Genomic DNA, 17,037 nt, shown 5'->3' with positions numbered 1-17,037 from the left:
AACGTGCGCCTGATTTTCGCCGGAACCCCGGAACCCGCCGTCGTGGCGCTGAAGAGACTTCTCGCCAGCGACCATGAGATCGTCGCGGTGCTCACCCGCCCGGACGCCCGCCGCGGCCGCGGCCGCACCCTGCATCCCTCGCCGGTGTCGGCGCTCGCCCAGGAGCACGGCATCGAGGTGCTCACCCCGGCCACGCTCAAGGCAGGCACGGCGGACGGTGACGCCGTCCGCGCCCGCCTGGCCGAACTGGCCCCGGACGCCGTCCCGGTCGTCGCCTACGGCAACCTCATCCCTGAGGACCTGCTCGACCTTCCGCGGCACGGCTGGGTCAACCTGCACTTCTCGCTGCTGCCCGCGTGGCGCGGCGCGGCCCCGGTGCAGGCCGCGATCTACCACGGCGACCGCCTCACCGGGGCGACGACCTTCCGCATCGACGAGGGACTCGATACCGGTGATGTCCTGGGGACGCTGACCAAGGAGATCCTGGACACCGACACCGCCGACGACCTGCTCACCCGCCTGGCCTATTCCGGGGCCGACCTGCTGGTCGAGACCATGGACGCTCTGGCGGAGGGCACCGCGGCCCCGCGCCCGCAGGAGGGGCAGGCCACCTACGCCCATAAGATCACCACAGAGCAGGCGCGCATCGATTGGCAGGAGGACGCCGGCACCGTCGACCGCCACATCCGCGCCCACACCCCGGGCCCGGGCGCGTGGACGATGATCGGGGAGGAGCGCTTCAAGGTCGGCCCCGTCACCGTGACCGGGGACCGGGAACTGGCGCCGGGTGAAGTCGCGGTGTCCAAGAACGAAGTCCGCGTCGGCACCGGTTCCGGCGACGTGGCACTGGGCGCCATCCAGGCGCCCGGCAAGAAGATGATGGCCGCCGCCGACTGGGCGCGTGGCCTGGCTGAGACCGAAGGACTGGTGATGGCATGAGTGGCGGATTCCGTTCCCGCAGCACTGGCGGCGACCGACCGGAGCGTCGGGACGCGGCCCCCGGAAAGCAGGGCGGCGGGGAGGAGCGCTCCGGCACCCGCCCGGGCAGAAAGCCGTCCGGCCAGCAGCGCCGTGGCGGCAAGCAACAGCAGCGCCGTGTCGACCGCCCGCATCGCAACGACCGGGTCTTCGTCCGGGACACCGGCGTCGACACGCCCCGGCAGGTCGCCTACGAAGTGCTCCGTCGCGTCTCCGGGGAGGGCGCCTACGCCAACCTCACACTGCCGCGTCTGCTGACCGCCCGCAACCTCGACGGTCGGGACGCGGCCTTCGCCACCGAGCTGACCTACGGCACCCTGCGCAGCCTGGGAGTGCTCGACACGGTCATCGGGGAGTGCTCCTCGCGCCCGCTCAAAGACATCGCCGACGAGGTCCTCGACGTGCTGCGACTGGGCGCCTACCAGCTGCTCTACACCCGCGTGGAGCCGCACGCTGCGGTGGACACCTCCGTGCGCCTGGTCGAGGCCGTGGGACAGGAAAAGGCCAAGGGTTTCACCAACGGAATCCTGCGCACGATCAGCCGGACCCCGGCGGAACAGTGGATTGAGAAGCTGACCCCGGAGGGTGAGCTCGACGCGATCGCTTTCCGGACCGCCCACCCGAGCTGGATCGCGCGGTCCTTCGCCCAGGTGCTCGGATCCGGGGAGGTGGCGGAGGCGCTGGCCGCCGACTCCGAGCGCCCGGTCGTGCACCTGGTGGCCCGCCCCGGTGAGATCTCCGCGGAGGAGCTCGCACTGGCCACCGGCGGGGAGGAGGGGAAGTACTCGCCTTACGCGGTCTACCTGGAGCAGGGGGACCCGGGCAAGCTGGAGCCGGTACGCGACGGGCTGGCCGCCGTCCAGGACGAGGGGTCCCAGCTCATCGCCCGCGCACTCACGGAGGCGAGCGTCGAGGGCGTGGACTCCGGCCGCTGGCTGGATCTCTGCGCCGGGCCCGGCGGGAAGGCGGCGCTGCTGGGCGCCCTCGCCCGCATCGACGGCGCGAAGGTCGACGCCGTGGAGATCTCCGACCACCGCGCCAAACTCATCGAGAACATCGTGCGCGACCTGCCGGTCAAGGTCCACGTCGCGGACGGCCGCCATCCGGGACTCGAGGCGGGTTACGACCGTGTGCTCGTCGACGCCCCCTGTTCCGGCCTTGGCGCCCTGCGCCGTCGTCCCGAGGCGCGCTGGCGTAAGCAGGAATCGGACATCGCCGAACTGAACAAGCTGCAGTTCGAACTGCTGGAATCGGCGCTGAACCTGGTGCGCCCGGGTGGTGTCGTGGTGTACTCGACGTGCTCGCCGGATCTCCGGGAGACCCGCGGCGTCGTCGACCGCGCCGTCGCCGAGCTGGGAGCGGTCGAGGAGGACGCCCACGGCCTGGTCCCGACCATGGACAACGTCGGGGAGGACAAGAGCGTCCAGATGTGGCCGCACCGCCACGGGACCGACGCGATGTTCTTTTCGGTGCTGCGCAAGGGCGCGTAACCGGGGGAGCCGATGGCTTAAGGTGGAGGGTATGACCATCATGATCGCACCCTCCATCCTCAACGCCGACTTCTCCCGTCTCGGGGAGGAGGTCACGGCCATCGCGACGGCCGACCGAGTCCACGTCGACATCATGGACGGCCACTTCGTGCCGAACCTCTCCTTCGGCCCGGACATCGCCAAGACCGTCGATCAGCTGACCGACCAGCACATGGAGTTCCACCTCATGATCGAGAAGCCGGAGCTGTGGGTCGAGCGCTACATCGAGGCCGGCGCGGACACCGTCATCTTCCACGCCGAGGCCACCTCGGACCCGGTGGCACTGGCCCACGACATTCACGCGCGCGGCGCGCGGGCCGCTTTCGCGGTGAAGCCGGGCACTCCGATCGAGCCCTACCTCAAGGACCTCTCGGACTTTGACCAGGTCCTCGTCATGAGCGTCGAACCGGGGTTCGGCGGGCAGTCCTTCATGACGGATCAGCTCGACAAGGTCCGCACGTTGCGTACCTACATCGACGAGAACAAGCTCGACGTCCTCGTCGACATCGACGGCGGCGTCAACCTGGAGACGATCAAGCTGGCCGCGGAGGCCGGAGTCGACGTCGCGGTGGTCGGTTCCGCGATCTACAAGTCCGGTGATCCGGAGGCCACCATCGCGCAGCTGCGTGAGATTCTGGCGTGATGCGTCCCGGGGACATGGACGGCGCGCTGGCCGCGGCGATCGCCGCCGGCGACGAGGTTCACGGCACCACCAGCCCCAACCCGCCGGTCGGCGCCGCGATTCTCAGCGCGGACGGCGAGCTCGTCGGCGTCGGCGGAACCCAGCCACCGGGCGGGCCCCATGCGGAAGTCGTCGCCCTGGCCATGGCGGGGGCCGCGGCCCGGGGCGGCACCGCCGTCGTCACCCTCGAGCCCTGCAACCACACCGGCCGCACCGGCCCCTGCAGTCACGCGCTCGCCGACGCCGGCATCGCCGCCGTGCACTACGTCAACCCGGATCCCAACCCGGAGGCCACCGGCGGGGCGCAGTACCTTGCCCAGCGCGGGGTCGAGGTCTCCCGCATCGAGGCACGCACCCGGGCCCTGGACGCCTGGCTGGGCGCGACCCGGCTGGGTCGGCCGCACGTGACCCTGAAGTTCGCCCAGTCTCTGGACGGTTTCACCGCCGCGGTCGACGGGAGCAGTCAGTGGATCACCGGTGAGGACGCCCGCGCCGACGTCCATCGTGACCGGCTCACCCGCGACGCCATCATCATCGGCACCGGCACCGCGCTGGCCGACGACCCCTCCCTGACCGCTCGGATCGGAGTCGACGTCCCCGCCGAGCGCCAGCCCCGCCGGGTCGTCGTAGGGAGCAGGGACGTCAGCGCCGCGGCCGGCAACCTGGTGCGCCTGGGCTACGAGCAGTATCCCACGCTGGCCGAGGCGCTCGACGCGCTCTGGGAAACCGGGGCCCGCGACGTGCTCATTGAGGGCGGGGCCAGTCTCGCAGCCTCGGCGATCGAGGCCGGTCTCGTGGACGCCGTCCGTGCCTACATCGCGCCGGTGATTCTCGGTGACGGTCGGGGCGTCCTCCACGGATGGTCGGCGTCCACACTGGTCAACGCGCCACGCTTCGAACTAGGTGACGTGACCACTTTCGGGGCTGACGTCCTGCTCGAATTGCGGACGGCTTAGAGTGCGGGCTCGGCCATGGCGTAACGTGGAGTCATGTTTACCGGACTCGTTGAGACACTCGGCCAGGTGGCCGGCATTGAAGAACAAGGCGACGCGATGCGCATGAGCATCACCGCCCCGGACATTTTGGGGGACGCCAAGCTCGGCGACTCCATCAGCGTCAACGGCGTGTGCCTGACCATCGCTGAGTTCGGGGACGGCCGCGCCAGCTTCACCGCCGACGTGATGCGCGAGACCCTCAGCCGCACGGCCCTGTCGCGTCTGGGCGTGGGCGCCCCGGTCAACCTGGAGCGCGCGCTGGCGGTCGGGGACCGGCTCGGCGGGCACATCATGCAGGGCCACGTCGACGGGACCGCCACCCTGGTCTCGCGCGAGCACTCCGAGAACTGGGACGTCCTGCGCTTCCGGATCGGGCCGCAACTGCGTCGATACGTCGTCGAGAAGGGTTCCGTCGCCCTCGACGGCACCTCCCTGACCGTTTCCGCGGTCGGCGAGGACTGGCTGGAGGTGTCGCTCATCCCGACGACGCTGGCCGAGACCACCCACGGCGAGCTCCGGGTCGGTGACGAGGTCAACGTCGAGGTCGATGTGCTGGCCAAATATGTGGAGAACATGGTCAGCGGCTCAGGTCCGGGCGGCCAGTCCGGGCCGGTGTGGGGCGAGACGAAGGATGCGGACTAAGGTGACCGACATGACTGAGCACTCGGGTGGCGCTGTGCGCCTGGACACCATCGACCGTGCGATCGCGGACATCGCCGCCGGAAAACCCGTGGTGGTAGTCGACAACGAGGACCGCGAGAACGAGGGTGACCTGATCTTCGCCGCCGAGAAGGCCACCCCGGAGCTGGTCGCCTTCATGGTGCGCCACACCTCCGGCTACGTCTGCGTCGCCATCACCAACGAGGACGCCGACCGGATGGACCTGCCGCCGATGATCGCGCTCAACCAGGACGCCCGACACACCGCGTACACCATCACCGTCGACGCGGCCACCGGGACGACCGGGATCTCCGCGGCCTCCCGTGCCGAGACCATCCTGCGCCTGGCCGACCCGACCACCACCCCCGCCGATTTCACCCGCCCAGGCCACATCGTGCCCCTGCGTGCCCGCGACGGCGGCGTCCTCGTCCGCGACGGCCACACCGAGGCCTCCGTCGACCTGCCACGGCTGGCGGGCCTGCGTCCGGCCGGCGTGCTCTGCGAGATCGTCTCCGTCGATGACCCGACGGACATGGCCCGCTCGCAGGAGCTGCGCCGCTTCGCCGACGAGCACGACCTGGCGATGGTCTCCATCTCCCAGCTCATCGCCTGGCGACGCACGCACGGCACCCAGGTCAAGCTTTCGAAACCGACCCGGCTGCCGACGAAGTACGGTGATTTCCAGGCCATCGGCGTCGGCAGCACCGTCGACGACGTCGAACACGTCGCCCTCGTGGCCGGCGATCCGGCCGCGCTCGACGGGGCGGAGGACGTCCTCGTCCGGGTTCACTCCGAGTGTCTGACCGGTGACGTCTTCGGCTCCCAGCGATGCGACTGCGGCGAACAGTTGGAGGAGTCGATGCGCATCCTCAACGAGACGGGTCAAGGCATCGTCATTTACCTGCGGGGCCATGAAGGGCGCGGCATCGGCCTGCTCAACAAACTGGCCGCCTACCGTCTCCAGGACGTCGGACTGGACACCGTCGACGCCAACCTGGAGCAGGGGCTGCCCGCCGAGGCACGCGAATACTCCGTCGCCGGACAGGTCCTGCGGGAACTGGGCGTCAAGAGCTTCCGGCTCATGACCAACAACCCCCACAAGGCCGACTCACTCAGTGGCTACGGGCCGGTGCCTGGCGCGCGCTTCTCCCTGCCGATCGCGCCCAACGCCAACAACATCACCTACCTGCGCACCAAGCGTGACCGCATGGGCCATGACCTGCCCGCGGTCGACCAGTGGGAGCAGGACCACCCGATCCTCACGAACGGAAACTGACTGATGAGTAAAGACGGTCTGCCCACGGGCCTGAACATCGACGCCACGGGCATCCGTGTGGCCGTCGTCACCGCCACCTGGAACGAGGAGATCTGCGACCAGCTCCACGCCCGCGCCATCGCCCGGGGCCGGGAACTCGGCGCCGAGGTCGCGGATTTTCGCGTCGTCGGCGCCCTGGAACTGCCGATCGTGGCCCAGGCCCTGGCCCGGTCGTTCGACGCGGTCGTCGCCGGGGGCTGCGTGGTCCGTGGGGGCACCCCCCACTTCGACTACGTCTGCGACTCCGTGACCGCCGGCCTGACCCGCATCGCGCTGGACGAGGGAACCCCCGTCGGCAACGCGGTCCTCACCGTCAACACCTATGACCAAGCCGTGGAACGGGCCGGCTTCGAGGAATCCGTCGAGGACAAGGGTGCCGAGTCCATGGAGGCCGCACTCGCGACCGTGCTCACCCTCCGACAGATCAACAACTAACGGTCACCCCCGGCCGGGGACTACACTGGACCGTCGACGCCGCCCGCGCCGTCGGCGGTGGACTAGGGAGGATGTACGACGTGGCTGACACGCCCGACAACACAGGCACCGGCACCCGCCGCCAGGAACTGAGCGACCGGGAGATCGCGGCCTATAACGCCGCCGACCCCTTCGCCGTGGTCACGACCAAGCCGTGGGAGTTCGAGCACAGATCGACGTTCCTGCGCAACCTGTCGATCGTCCTGATCGTCATCGTCATGGCCATCCACGTCTTCGTGGGCGCCACCGTCGACATCGAGTGGACCGGCGCCTCGATCACCTTCATCGACAAGCTCGCCTTTCCGGGCATCGGCCTGGTCATCTCGGTCCTGCTGTGGATCTCGATGAACCGCCCCCGCGTGCGGGCCAACGCGGACGGGGTCGAGGTCCGCAACATCATCGGCACCCGCTTCTACTCCTGGGTCGTCATCTATGGGCTGGCCTTCCCGGAGGGCGCGCGCATGGCCCGCCTGGAGCTGCCCGAATTCGAGTATGTGCCGGTGTGGGCGATGCAGTCCGCTGACGGCGCGTCCACGGTCAAGGCCGTCAGCCAGTTCCGCGAACTCGAAGCCCAGTACATGCCGAAGGACTAGTCCGACACCCATGGCAGATCCGACGACCTACCGCCCGGCCCCGGGGAGCATCCCCACGGAGCCGGGCGTCTACAAGTTCCGTGACGAGCACCGCCGTGTCATCTACGTCGGCAAGGCGAAGAACCTGCGCGCGCGCCTGTCGAGTTATTTCCAGGACATCACCCAGCTGCATCCGCGCACCCGCCAGATGGTGCTCAACGCGGCCAGCGTGGAATGGACCGTCGTCGCCAGCGAGGTCGAGGCGCTCCAGCTCGAGTACACCTGGATCAAACGCTTCGACCCGAAGTTCAACGTCATGTACCGCGACGACAAGACCTACCCCCTGCTCGCGGTGTCGACGGGCGAGGTCTATCCGCGGGCGTTCTTCTATCGCGGCCCGAAGCGCACGGGCGTGCGCTACTTCGGTCCCTACGCCCACGCGTGGGCGGTACGCCAGACCATCGATTCGCTGATCCGCATTTACCCGGTCCGCACCTGCTCCAAGGGCGTGTTCAACCGGCACCAGGCGCTGGGGCGCCCGTGTCTGCTCGGCTACATTGACAAGTGTTCTGCCCCCTGCGTCGGCCGCGTCAGCGCCGAGGAGCACCGGGAGATCGTCGACGGCTTCGTCTCCTTCATGAACGGCAACACCGACAGGGTGGTCAGGGAGCTGACCGCCCAGATGCAGGAGGCCTCCGAGAACCTCGAGTTCGAGCGCGCCGCGACCTTGCGCGACGACCTCGCGGCCATCAACAAGGTTCTCGAGCAGCAGACCGTCGTCCTCGGTGACGGCACCGACGCCGACCTCATCGCCTTCGCCTCCGATGAGCTCGAGGCCGCCGTCCAGATCTTCCACGTCCGGGCCGGGCGCATCCGCGGCCAGCGCGGCTGGGTGGTCGAGAAGGCCGGCGACCAGGCCGCGCCCTTCGACGGCAATGAAGAGGGCGCCACTGACCCGGCTCTGCCTGCGCTGATGCAGAACTTCCTCATCCAGTTCTATTCCGACGCCGTCGAGCGTGAGTCGATCGAGGTACGCGAGGACATCGAACGCCGCGGCGTCGACCAGTTCTCCCATGCGCCGGAGCGCGAGGTCGCCGTCATCCCGCGCGAAATCCTGGTGCAGACCATGCCCGCGGAGGCCGAGGAGGTCGGGATCCTGCTGGCCGAGCTCAAGGGATCCGGCGTTGACCTGCGCGTCCCGCAGCGGGGCGACAAGCGGTCCCTGATGGAGACGGTCGAGCGCAACGCCAGGGAAGCGCTGCATCAGCACAAGCTCAGGCGCGTCGGCGACCTCACGGCCCGCTCGGCGGCGCTCCAGCAGCTGCAGGAGGCGCTTGGCCTCGACCAGGCGCCGCTGCGCATCGAGTGCACGGACATCTCGCACATCCAGGGAACCGACGTCGTCGCCTCCCTCGTCGTGTTCGAGGACGGACTGCCGAAGAAGAACGCTTATCGACGCTACCGAATCAAGGAGGCCGCCGGCGACGGGCGCTCCGACGACGTCGGATCCATCGCCGAGGTCACCCGCCGCCGCTTCAAACGCCACAACCAGGACAAACTGGCCAATCCCGACGACTCGATGTTCGAGGACGAGGACGTCGAGGTCGAGTCCACCGACAACCGCCGCTTCGCCTACCCGCCCCAGCTCTACATCGTCGACGGCGGCGCCCCCCAGGTGGCGGCGGCGCAGGAGGTCTTCGACGAGCTGGGCGTCGTCGACGTCGCGCTGGTCGGCCTGGCCAAGCGGCTCGAGGAGGTGTGGGTGCCCGGTGACGACGAACCGGTCATCCTGCCGCGCAACTCCCAGGCCCTCTACCTGCTGCAGCAGATCCGTGACGAGGCCCACCGCTTCGCCATCACCTACCACCGTCAGCAGCGCTCGCAGCGGATGCGCAGGTCCGCGCTCGACGACATCGCCGGCGTCGGCCCGGCCCGCCGCAAGGACCTGGTCAAGCACTTCGGGTCGGTGAAGAAGTTGCGGGAGGCCACGGTGGCGGAGATCGCCGCGGTCAAGGGATTCGGGCCGGCGACGGCACAAAAGGTCTACGACGGGCTGCACGCCCAGCCTTCCCCGCCCACGGAGGGCCCGGGCCAGTAGACTGTCGCTCATGACCGAAGGACATCGTTTCGCCACCCCGCCCATTCTGATCACCGGCATGTCCGGCGGCGGGTTGAACTCTGCGGCGAAGGTGCTGGAGGACAAGGGCTACTACGTCGCCCACAACCTCCCGCCGAAGATCCTCGTGGAGCTGCTCGAGCTCTGCGCGGCGGAGGATTCCCCGGTGGACAAGGTCGCGGTGCTGACCGACGTGCGCACCCGGATGTTCCCGGGCAGCCTGGGCGAGGCGCTCACCATCCTGCGGGAGCGGGGGATGGAGCCGACGATCCTCTTCATGGATGCCCGTGACGACATCCTCATCAGCAGATTCGACAGCGTTCGGCGCACCCACCCGCTCCAGGGCGACGGCACCCTCCATGACGGCATCAAGCGCGAGCGTGAGGCGGTCGCGGCGATCAAGGAGCAGGCGGACATCGTCATCGACTCGTCCAACCTCTCCGTGCACGATCTGCGCCGCACGATCGAAGCGAGCTTCGGTTCGATGGAGCGCGACCGGCAGCACATCGTCGTCGAGTCTTTCGGCTTCAAACACGGCGCACCGCGCGACGCCGATCTCATGATCGACGTCCGCTTCCTGCCTAACCCCTACTGGGTGCCGGAGCTGCGCCAGTACCGGGGCGTCGACAAGCCCGTGTCGGACTACGTGCTCTCCCGGCCGGCCGCGGGCGAGTTCATCGACAAATTCATGGATATGCTCAATTCCACGTTGGCGGGCTACCGCCACGAGGGCAAGAACTACATCACGGTCGCCGTCGGCTGCACCGGCGGGCACCACCGTTCGGTCGCCATCGCCAAGGAGATCGGTCGTCGGTTGGCGGAGAACCCGGACCTGGAGGTCAATGTGCTGCACCGCGACATTGAGCGTCACTGAGGGCGCCCCACCTGATCATCAGCTCCATCCGCACCGTCCGGCACCGGCTGCCCGGCGGTATTCAGTCACATCAGGAAGAGGCATCGACAGATGAGCAATCCTAACCCGCACGTCACCAGTCTGGGAGGTGGCCACGGTCTCTATCAGACCCTGCTGGCCACGCGCAGACTCAATCCCGCGTCGATCACCGCGATCGTCACCGTCGCGGATGACGGGGGCTCCTCGGGCCGGCTGCGCCGGGAATTCGGGATGATTCCCCCCGGAGACCTGCGCATGGCGCTGTCGGCGCTCTCCGCCGACGACGAGGACGGGGCGCTGTGGCGCAGGACGCTGCAGCACCGCTTCGGCGGAACCGGGGCGCTGGCGGGACATTCGCTCGGCAACCTGCTCATCGCCGGGCTTTCCGAGGTGCTTGGTTCGGATCAGGCCGCCTACGACCGGATTGCGGAGCTGACGCGATCCGCCGGGCGGGTCCTGCCCATGGTGAACGAGCCGCTGGACATCGAGGCCGACGTCGCGGGGCTTGACGACGACCCCCGGATCATGCGTCCCGTCCGCGGGCAGGTGGCCGTCGCCACCACCCCGGGCTCGGTCCGCCGGGTCCGTCTCCTTCCGGAGCACCCGGACGCCAACCCGCTGGCCGTCGAGGCCATCCGCACCGCAGACCTGGTCACTCTGGGCCCCGGGTCGTGGTTCTCCAGCGTGCTCCCGCACCTGATGGTGCCGGACCTCGTCGTGGCCCTGAATGAATCCGCCGCCCACCGGGCAGTGGTGCTCAACCTCACCGCGGAACCGGGGGAGACGCAGGGCTTCTCCTCCGAACGGCACATTCACATGCTGAGCCAGCATGCCCCCAGCGTGACGGTCGACAGCATTCTCGTGGACAACTACGCCATCACCACCCGCACGGAGCGGGGGTTCCTGGAGCGGGCGGCGGCCACCATCGGCGCCGAGGTCGTCTACCGGGACCTGCACCGGGTCGACGAGTCGGGCAGACCCACCTACCGTCACGATCCCGAGAAACTGGCCGCCGCCTTCCGCGAACTGGCCGCGTCCTGATCCCGGACCGCCGGCGGGCGAACCCCACCGGCTAGACTGTCCGGGTTATCAGCAGGATCGACAGATGAGAAGCGAGGAAATTGGTTGTGTCGTTGAGCGCACGCGTCCGGGATGAGCTGCTGCGGGTCACTGTGCCGCGGGCGTCGGCCAAGGCCGCGGAGGCGGCGGCGCTGCTGCGTTTCGCCGGGACAATGGACGCGTCCAACGGAACCTTCGTCGTGGAGGCTTCCTTCGAGCATCTGGCGGTCGCGGAGCGCCTGCGTGAACTGCTCGCGGAACAGTTCCCCGTCGCCATGAACCTGCGGACCGTCGCCCCGGGCGGCGGCACCAAAACCACCCAGCACGTGCTGCGCCTGAGCGAGGGCGCGGCCGACGTCATCCGTCGTCTGGGGCTAGTCACCCGCTCCGGCACCCCGGTGGTCGGGCTGCCGCCCCAGGTCATCTCCGGCGACGTCGCCGACAACGAGGCCGCCTGGCGCGGCGCCTTCCTCGTCGCCGGCACCCTCACCGAGCCCGGCCGTACCAGCGCGCTGGAGGTCGCGTGCCCACGGCCCGAGGCCGCCCTTGCCCTCGTCGGCTGCGCCCGCCGCATCGGCATCAGCGCGAAGACCAAGGAATCCCGGGGAGTGGATCGGGTCACGGTCCGTGACGGTGACGCCATCGGCGCACTGCTGACCCGGATGGGCGCCCAGGAGACCCGGCTGGAATGGGAAGACAAGCGCAGGCGTCGGCAGGCCCGGGCCTCCACCAACCGGTTGGCTAACTTCGACGACGCCAATCTGCGCCGATCGGCCCGGGCGGCCGTGGCGGCGGCGGCGCGGGTGGAAAGGGCGATGGAGATCCTCGGCGACGACGTGCCGGAGCACCTGGCCGAGGCCGGGCAGCTGCGGGTCCAGCACCGGCAGGCCTCGCTGGAGGAGCTCGGCCGTCTGGCGGACCCGCAGATGACCAAGGACGCGGTGGCCGGGCGCATCCGTCGACTGCTCTCCATGGCGGATAAACGCGCGGAGGAGACCGGCATCGCTGACACGCACGCCTCGGTCTCCGATGAGCTTTTTGAGGAATAAGTGAGAACCTCACACTTTGGCAATTTGATACTATCAATTGGTTGGCTCGGGGGTGCCCTTTCCGTGTCCCGCTGCCCGAACGCGGGGAATGGGCGGGAAATTCCACGTCATGACCCCATCGGGAGTTGACTACCTCCCCTCAAAGGGGGTGATGTTGGATTATGTTGACTCGGACATTTCCCCACGGCGCTGCCGGGGAGGGAACAACTCGCTAAAGTGAGCTGGGTAAGGCGGGGCACCGTAGGAACTGCGGCAGCCTGGCAGCCCGGTCCATCGACATCAAGCTTTAGGAGTTATCCCGTGACTACTCGTGTTGGCATCAACGGTTTCGGACGTATCGGCCGCAACTTTTTCCGCGCTGTCCTCGAGAACGAGAACCTCGAGGTTGTGGCCATCAACGACCTGACCGACAACAAGACGCTGTCCACCCTCCTGAAGTTCGACTCCATCATGGGACGCCTGGGCAAGGACGTCGAGTTCGACGACGAGTCCATCACCGTCGGCGGCAAGAAGATCGCCGTCTACGCCGAGCGTGACCCGAAGAACCTGGACTGGGCCAAGCACGAGGTCGACATCGTCATCGAGTCCACCGGCTTCTTCACCGACGCCGAGGCCGCCAAGGCCCACGTCGAGGCCGGCGCCAAGAAGGTCATCATCTCCGCCCCGGCGAAGAACGAGGACGCCACCTTCGTCTACGGCGTCAACCACGAGGACTACGACCCGGAGAACCACACCATCATCTCCGCCGCCTCCTGCACCACCAACTGCCTGGCCCCGATGGCCAAGGTGCTCAACGACGAGCTCGGCATCGTCAAGGGCCTGATGACCACCGTCCACGCCTACACCGGTGACCAGCGCCTGCACGACGCCCCGCACAAGGACCTGCGTCGCGCCCGCGCCGCCGCCCAGAACATCGTCCCGACCTCCACCGGCGCAGCCAAGGCCGTCTCCCTGGTCCTGCCGGAGCTCAAGGGCAAGCTGGACGGCTACGCCCTGCGCGTCCCGGTCATCACCGGCTCCGCCACCGACCTCACCTTCGAGGCCGGCCGCGAGACCACCGTCGAGGAGGTCAACGCCATCATCAAGGCCGCCGCCACCGGCGAGTTCGGCAACACCCTGGCCTACACCGAGGAGCCGATCGTCTCCACCGACATCATCGGTGACTCCCACGGCTCCATCTTCGACGCCGGTCTGACCAAGGTCACCGGCAACCTGGTCAAGGTCGTCTCCTGGTACGACAACGAGTGGGGCTACACCTCCCAGATGGTGCGCCTGACCGAGCTCGTCGCCAGCAAGCTCTAGCCCGGTTCACCCCGACGTCCTCGCGTGAAGCGTCGTTAACCTCGTGGCCCGGGGTGTGCCTCGGCACACCCCGGGCCATTGAGGATCCCGCGAACCCCCTCTATTCCACTGATTGACACCACAGGAGAACACCATGGCCAAGACTCTGCAGGACCTGCTCGCTGAGGGCGTCGACGGTCGCCACGTCCTCGTCCGCTCCGACTTCAACGTCCCGCTCAACGACGCGGGTGAGATCACCGACAACGGCCGCATCCTCGCCTCCCTGCCGACCCTGAAGGCCCTGCTCGACGGCGGCGCCAAGGTCATCGTCATGGCGCACCTGGGCCGCCCGAAGGGCGAGTTCAACGAGAAGTACTCCCTCAAGCCGGTCGCGGAGGCCCTGACCGAGGAGCTGGGCCAGTTCGTCGCCCTCGCCGGAGACGTCTCCGGCGAGGACGCCCACGAGCGCGCCAACGGTCTGACCGAGGGCGAGATCCTCCTGGTCGAGAACGTGCGCTTCGACGCCCGGGAGACCTCCAAGGACGAGGCGGAGCGCGGCGAGTTCGCCGACGAACTCGTCGCCCTGGCCGCCGACGACGGTGCCTTCGTCTCCGACGGCTTCGGCGTCGTCCACCGCGCGCAGACCTCCGTCTACGACGTCGCCAAGCGCCTGCCGTCCTACGCCGGCTACCTCGTCGAGAAGGAGCTCGAAGTTCTCGGCAACGTCGCCGCCAACCCGGCCAGCCCCTACGTCGTGGTCCTCGGCGGCTCCAAGGTCTCCGACAAGCTCGGCGTCATCGAGGCCCTGGCCGGCAAGGCCGACAAACTGCTCATCGGCGGCGGCATGGCCTACACCTTCCTGACCGCGCAGGGCTACAACACCCAGAAGTCCCTCCTGCAGGAGGACATGATCGACACCTGCAAGGACCTGCTGGAGCGCTTCGGCGACAAGATCGAGCTGCCGGTGGACCTGCTGGCCGCCTCCGAGTTCGACTCCGCGAAGGCCGAGATCAAGACCGTCGGCCTCGACGGCATCCCGGAGGGCTGGCTGTCCACCGACATCGGCCCGGAGACCGTCAAGAAGTACGCCGAGATCCTCGCCGGCTCCAAGACCGTCTTCTGGAACGGCCCGATGGGCGTCTTCGAGCAGGAGGCCTACGCCAAGGGCACCGAGGGCGTCGCGCAGGCCATCATCGACGCCACCCGGAACAACGGTTCCTTCACCGTCGTCGGCGGCGGCGACTCCGCGGCCTCCGTCCGCCTCCTCGGTCTGGACGAGGAGGGTTTCTCCCACATCTCCACCGGCGGCGGCGCCTCCCTCGAGCTGCTCGAGGGCAAGGACCTGCCGGGCGTCTCCGTCCTCAACTAGGAGTCCACACCGGAGCCTCCCGAAGGCCCGGGACCAATCCCCACGTACAGAAGGAAAACGCACTCATGGCACGCAAGCCCCTCATCGCCGGCAACTGGAAGATGAACCTCGACCACATCGAGGCCATCGGCAACGTTCAGAAGCTCGCCTTCGCTCTGCCGAAGGAGTACTACGAGCACGTCGACGTCGCCGTCACCGTCCCGTTCACCGACCTGCGCTCCGTCCAGACGCTGGTCGAGGGAGACAAGCTACAGATCACCTATGGCGCCCAGGACGTCTCCCAGCACGAGTCGGGCGCCTACACCGGTGAGGTCTCCGCCCCGATGCTCGCCCGCCTGGGCTGCACCTGGGTCGTCGTCGGCCACTCCGAGCGTCGCGAGTACCACGCTGAGTCGGACCAGCTGGTCGCGGCCAAGGCGAAGGCCGCGCTGAGCAGGGGCATCAGCCCGATCGTCTGCGTGGGCGAACCCCTGGAAATCCGCGAGGCCGGCACCCACGTCGACTACGTCGTTGAGCAGACCCGCAACTCCCTGGCCGGACTGAGTTCCGAGGAGCTGTCCAACACCGTCATCGCCTACGAGCCGGTCTGGGCCATCGGCACCGGCAAGGTCGCCTCCGCCGAGGACGCGCAGGAGGTCTGCGCCGCCATCCGAGGCCTGATCCGTGACCTGGCCGGCGACGCCGTCGCCGAGGGCATCCGCATCCTCTACGGTGGTTCCGTCAAGACCGAGACCGTCCACGAGATCGTCTCCAAGCCCGACGTCGACGGCGGCCTCGTCGGCGGCGCCTCCCTGGACGGGGAGGGCTTCGCCAAGCTCGCCGCAGCCGCCGCCGGCCCCGTCAACTACTAGTTGCGCGCGTGCCCCGCCGAGATTGGTGGGTGGGGCGGGCGTGTACACTGATGCGAAGTTCATTCCGTCAGCTGCCCTCAAAGGAAGTACATTTTCATGGTTCTGACCCTGCAGATCATCCTCGCGATCGCCTCGCTCCTGCTGGTGGTCTTCGTGCTCCTGCACAAGGGCAAGGGTGGCGGACTCTCCAGCCTCTTCGGCGGCGGCGTCCAGTCGAACCTCTCCGGTTCGACCATCGTCGAGAAGAACCTCGACCGCTACACCATCGTCGTGGGCCTGATCTGGTTCATCGCCATCATCGCCCTGAACCTGGTGACCGCCTACAGCTAGGCGGCCGCGACGGCTCACAGACGATCGCCCCGAACCTCCACAGAGGTTCGGGGCGATCGTCGTCCTTCGGTCGGGCTACTTCCGATTGGCCGGGATTTCGCCCGCCGCATCCTCGGTGACGAATAGAAGGGTCTCGTCGTAGCCCTCGGCGCCGGCGGCCGGCCAGTCGGTGGGATCGGAACCCGCGACGATGTGCCCGGCTGCCTCCGCCTTCTCCGCCCCGGAGACGAGGAACCAGACCCGCTGCGCCTTGCGCACGGCCGGCAGCGTCAGGGTCACGCGCTCCGCGGGCGGCTTCGGGGAGTTGAACTCCGCGACCACGAGGCGCTCCCGCTCCGCGACCGCCTCGGTGTGGGGGAAGAGGGTGTTGATGTGCCCCTCGCCGCCGACGCCGAGCAGGTGGACGTCGAAACCGTTGGGGGCGAACTCGGCGAGGACGGCCTCGTAGTCACGGGCGGCCGTCTCCATGTCCTTCTCGCCGAGGCCGTAACCGTGGATGTGCTCCTCCGGGATGTGGACGTGATCCAGCAGCGCGGCACGAGCCTGGCCCTCGTTGGAGTCCTCGTGGGTGACGGGCACGTTGCGCTCGTCACCGAAGAAGACGTGGACGCGGGTCCAGTCGATGCGCTGGGCGGGGAAGGTGTCCGCCTGCTCCTGGGCCGCCGCGTCGAACTGCGCCAGGGCGTCGAGCACGCGGATGCCGGCCGTGCCGCCGGTCAGGACCACACGGACCATGCCGTCCAGATGGGTGGCGGTGCCGGCCGCCTGGGCGGACGCCACGACCTGGAGGAATCGGGCGGCGGCGGTGGTGACCAGGGTGTCGAGGTCTGCGACGGGATGAACGGTAACCATCTCGGTTAACTCCTTGCTGATCGGGTGGGGCGG

At 68.5% G+C, this 17,037-nt stretch carries 17 protein-coding genes; 16 read left to right on the top strand and 1 reads right to left on the bottom strand.

What is annotated here, in order from left to right:
• Positions 1-3: 3 nt before the first annotated feature.
• From fmt to secG, 16 genes are all read left to right on the top strand, one after another.
• Complete coding sequence (gene fmt / locus CGUA_RS07050) at positions 4-939, top strand: methionyl-tRNA formyltransferase (RefSeq protein WP_290194127.1); 936 nt, start codon at positions 4-6, stop codon at positions 937-939.
• Positions 936-2,468, top strand: coding sequence for an RsmB/NOP family class I SAM-dependent RNA methyltransferase (locus tag CGUA_RS07045; RefSeq protein WP_290194125.1), 1,533 nt, complete (start codon positions 936-938; stop codon positions 2,466-2,468). The genes fmt and CGUA_RS07045 overlap by 4 nt, the downstream gene beginning before the upstream one ends.
• A gap of 31 nt (positions 2,469-2,499) precedes the next feature.
• Entirely contained in the window at positions 2,500-3,150 is a 651-nt protein-coding gene (rpe, locus tag CGUA_RS07040) for a ribulose-phosphate 3-epimerase (protein ID WP_290194123.1), read from the top strand.
• A complete protein-coding gene (gene ribD, locus CGUA_RS07035) occupies positions 3,150-4,145 on the top strand; it encodes a bifunctional diaminohydroxyphosphoribosylaminopyrimidine deaminase/5-amino-6-(5-phosphoribosylamino)uracil reductase RibD (RefSeq protein WP_290198339.1) in 996 nt (331 codons plus the stop codon). The genes rpe and ribD overlap by 1 nt, the downstream gene beginning before the upstream one ends.
• A 33-nt stretch (positions 4,146-4,178) precedes the next feature.
• A complete protein-coding gene (locus tag CGUA_RS07030) occupies positions 4,179-4,826 on the top strand; it encodes a riboflavin synthase (RefSeq protein ID WP_290194121.1) in 648 nt (215 codons plus the stop codon).
• 10 nt (positions 4,827-4,836) lie between these two features.
• A complete protein-coding gene (locus tag CGUA_RS07025; RefSeq protein WP_290194119.1) occupies positions 4,837-6,120 on the top strand; it encodes a bifunctional 3,4-dihydroxy-2-butanone-4-phosphate synthase/GTP cyclohydrolase II in 1,284 nt (427 codons plus the stop codon).
• A gap of 3 nt (positions 6,121-6,123) precedes the next feature.
• Entirely contained in the window at positions 6,124-6,594 is a 471-nt protein-coding gene (gene ribH, locus CGUA_RS07020; protein WP_290194117.1) for a 6,7-dimethyl-8-ribityllumazine synthase, read from the top strand.
• Between the two features lie 71 nt (positions 6,595-6,665).
• Positions 6,666-7,226, top strand: a complete 561-nt coding sequence (locus CGUA_RS07015; protein ID WP_374725031.1) for a PH domain-containing protein — start codon at positions 6,666-6,668, stop codon at positions 7,224-7,226.
• A gap of 10 nt (positions 7,227-7,236) precedes the next feature.
• The gene (gene uvrC, locus CGUA_RS07010; RefSeq protein ID WP_290194112.1) at positions 7,237-9,303 is read left to right on the top strand and encodes an excinuclease ABC subunit UvrC; all 2,067 of its coding nucleotides are present in this window, start codon (positions 7,237-7,239) and stop codon (positions 9,301-9,303) included.
• 10 nt (positions 9,304-9,313) lie between these two features.
• Positions 9,314-10,195 (top strand): RNase adapter RapZ, encoded by an 882-nt coding sequence (rapZ, locus tag CGUA_RS07005; RefSeq protein ID WP_290194109.1) that lies wholly within the window; start codon positions 9,314-9,316, stop codon positions 10,193-10,195.
• Positions 10,196-10,285: 90 nt separating this feature from the next.
• Positions 10,286-11,254 carry a gluconeogenesis factor YvcK family protein gene (locus tag CGUA_RS07000; RefSeq protein ID WP_290194108.1) on the top strand — a complete coding sequence of 323 codons (969 nt, stop codon included), beginning with the start codon at positions 10,286-10,288 and terminating at the stop codon, positions 11,252-11,254.
• A gap of 86 nt (positions 11,255-11,340) precedes the next feature.
• Positions 11,341-12,321: a DNA-binding protein WhiA gene (gene whiA / locus CGUA_RS06995; RefSeq protein WP_290194105.1), complete on the top strand. Its 981-nt coding sequence runs from the start codon at positions 11,341-11,343 to the stop codon at positions 12,319-12,321.
• A gap of 300 nt (positions 12,322-12,621) precedes the next feature.
• Positions 12,622-13,623 (top strand): type I glyceraldehyde-3-phosphate dehydrogenase, encoded by a 1,002-nt coding sequence (gap, locus tag CGUA_RS06990; protein WP_290194104.1) that lies wholly within the window; start codon positions 12,622-12,624, stop codon positions 13,621-13,623.
• 133 nt (positions 13,624-13,756) lie between these two features.
• A complete protein-coding gene (locus CGUA_RS06985) occupies positions 13,757-14,971 on the top strand; it encodes a phosphoglycerate kinase (protein WP_290194102.1) in 1,215 nt (404 codons plus the stop codon).
• A 65-nt stretch (positions 14,972-15,036) separates the two neighbouring features.
• Entirely contained in the window at positions 15,037-15,822 is a 786-nt protein-coding gene (gene tpiA, locus CGUA_RS06980) for a triose-phosphate isomerase (RefSeq protein WP_290194100.1), read from the top strand.
• 96 nt (positions 15,823-15,918) lie between these two features.
• Positions 15,919-16,152: a preprotein translocase subunit SecG gene (gene secG, locus CGUA_RS06975; RefSeq protein WP_290194097.1), complete on the top strand. Its 234-nt coding sequence runs from the start codon at positions 15,919-15,921 to the stop codon at positions 16,150-16,152.
• Between the two features lie 75 nt (positions 16,153-16,227).
• On the opposite strand, the gene pgl is transcribed toward secG, so the two are convergent.
• The gene (pgl, locus tag CGUA_RS06970) at positions 16,228-17,004 is read right to left on the bottom strand and encodes a 6-phosphogluconolactonase (RefSeq protein WP_290194095.1); all 777 of its coding nucleotides are present in this window, start codon (positions 17,002-17,004) and stop codon (positions 16,228-16,230) included.
• Between the last annotated feature and the right edge of the window lie 33 nt (positions 17,005-17,037).

Source organism: Corynebacterium guangdongense (assembly GCF_030408915.1).
GTDB classification, from domain to species: Bacteria; Actinomycetota; Actinomycetes; order Mycobacteriales; family Mycobacteriaceae; genus Corynebacterium; species Corynebacterium guangdongense.
Note: the sequence above shows the minus strand (reverse complement) of the source record. Positions and strands in the feature narration are given on the sequence as shown.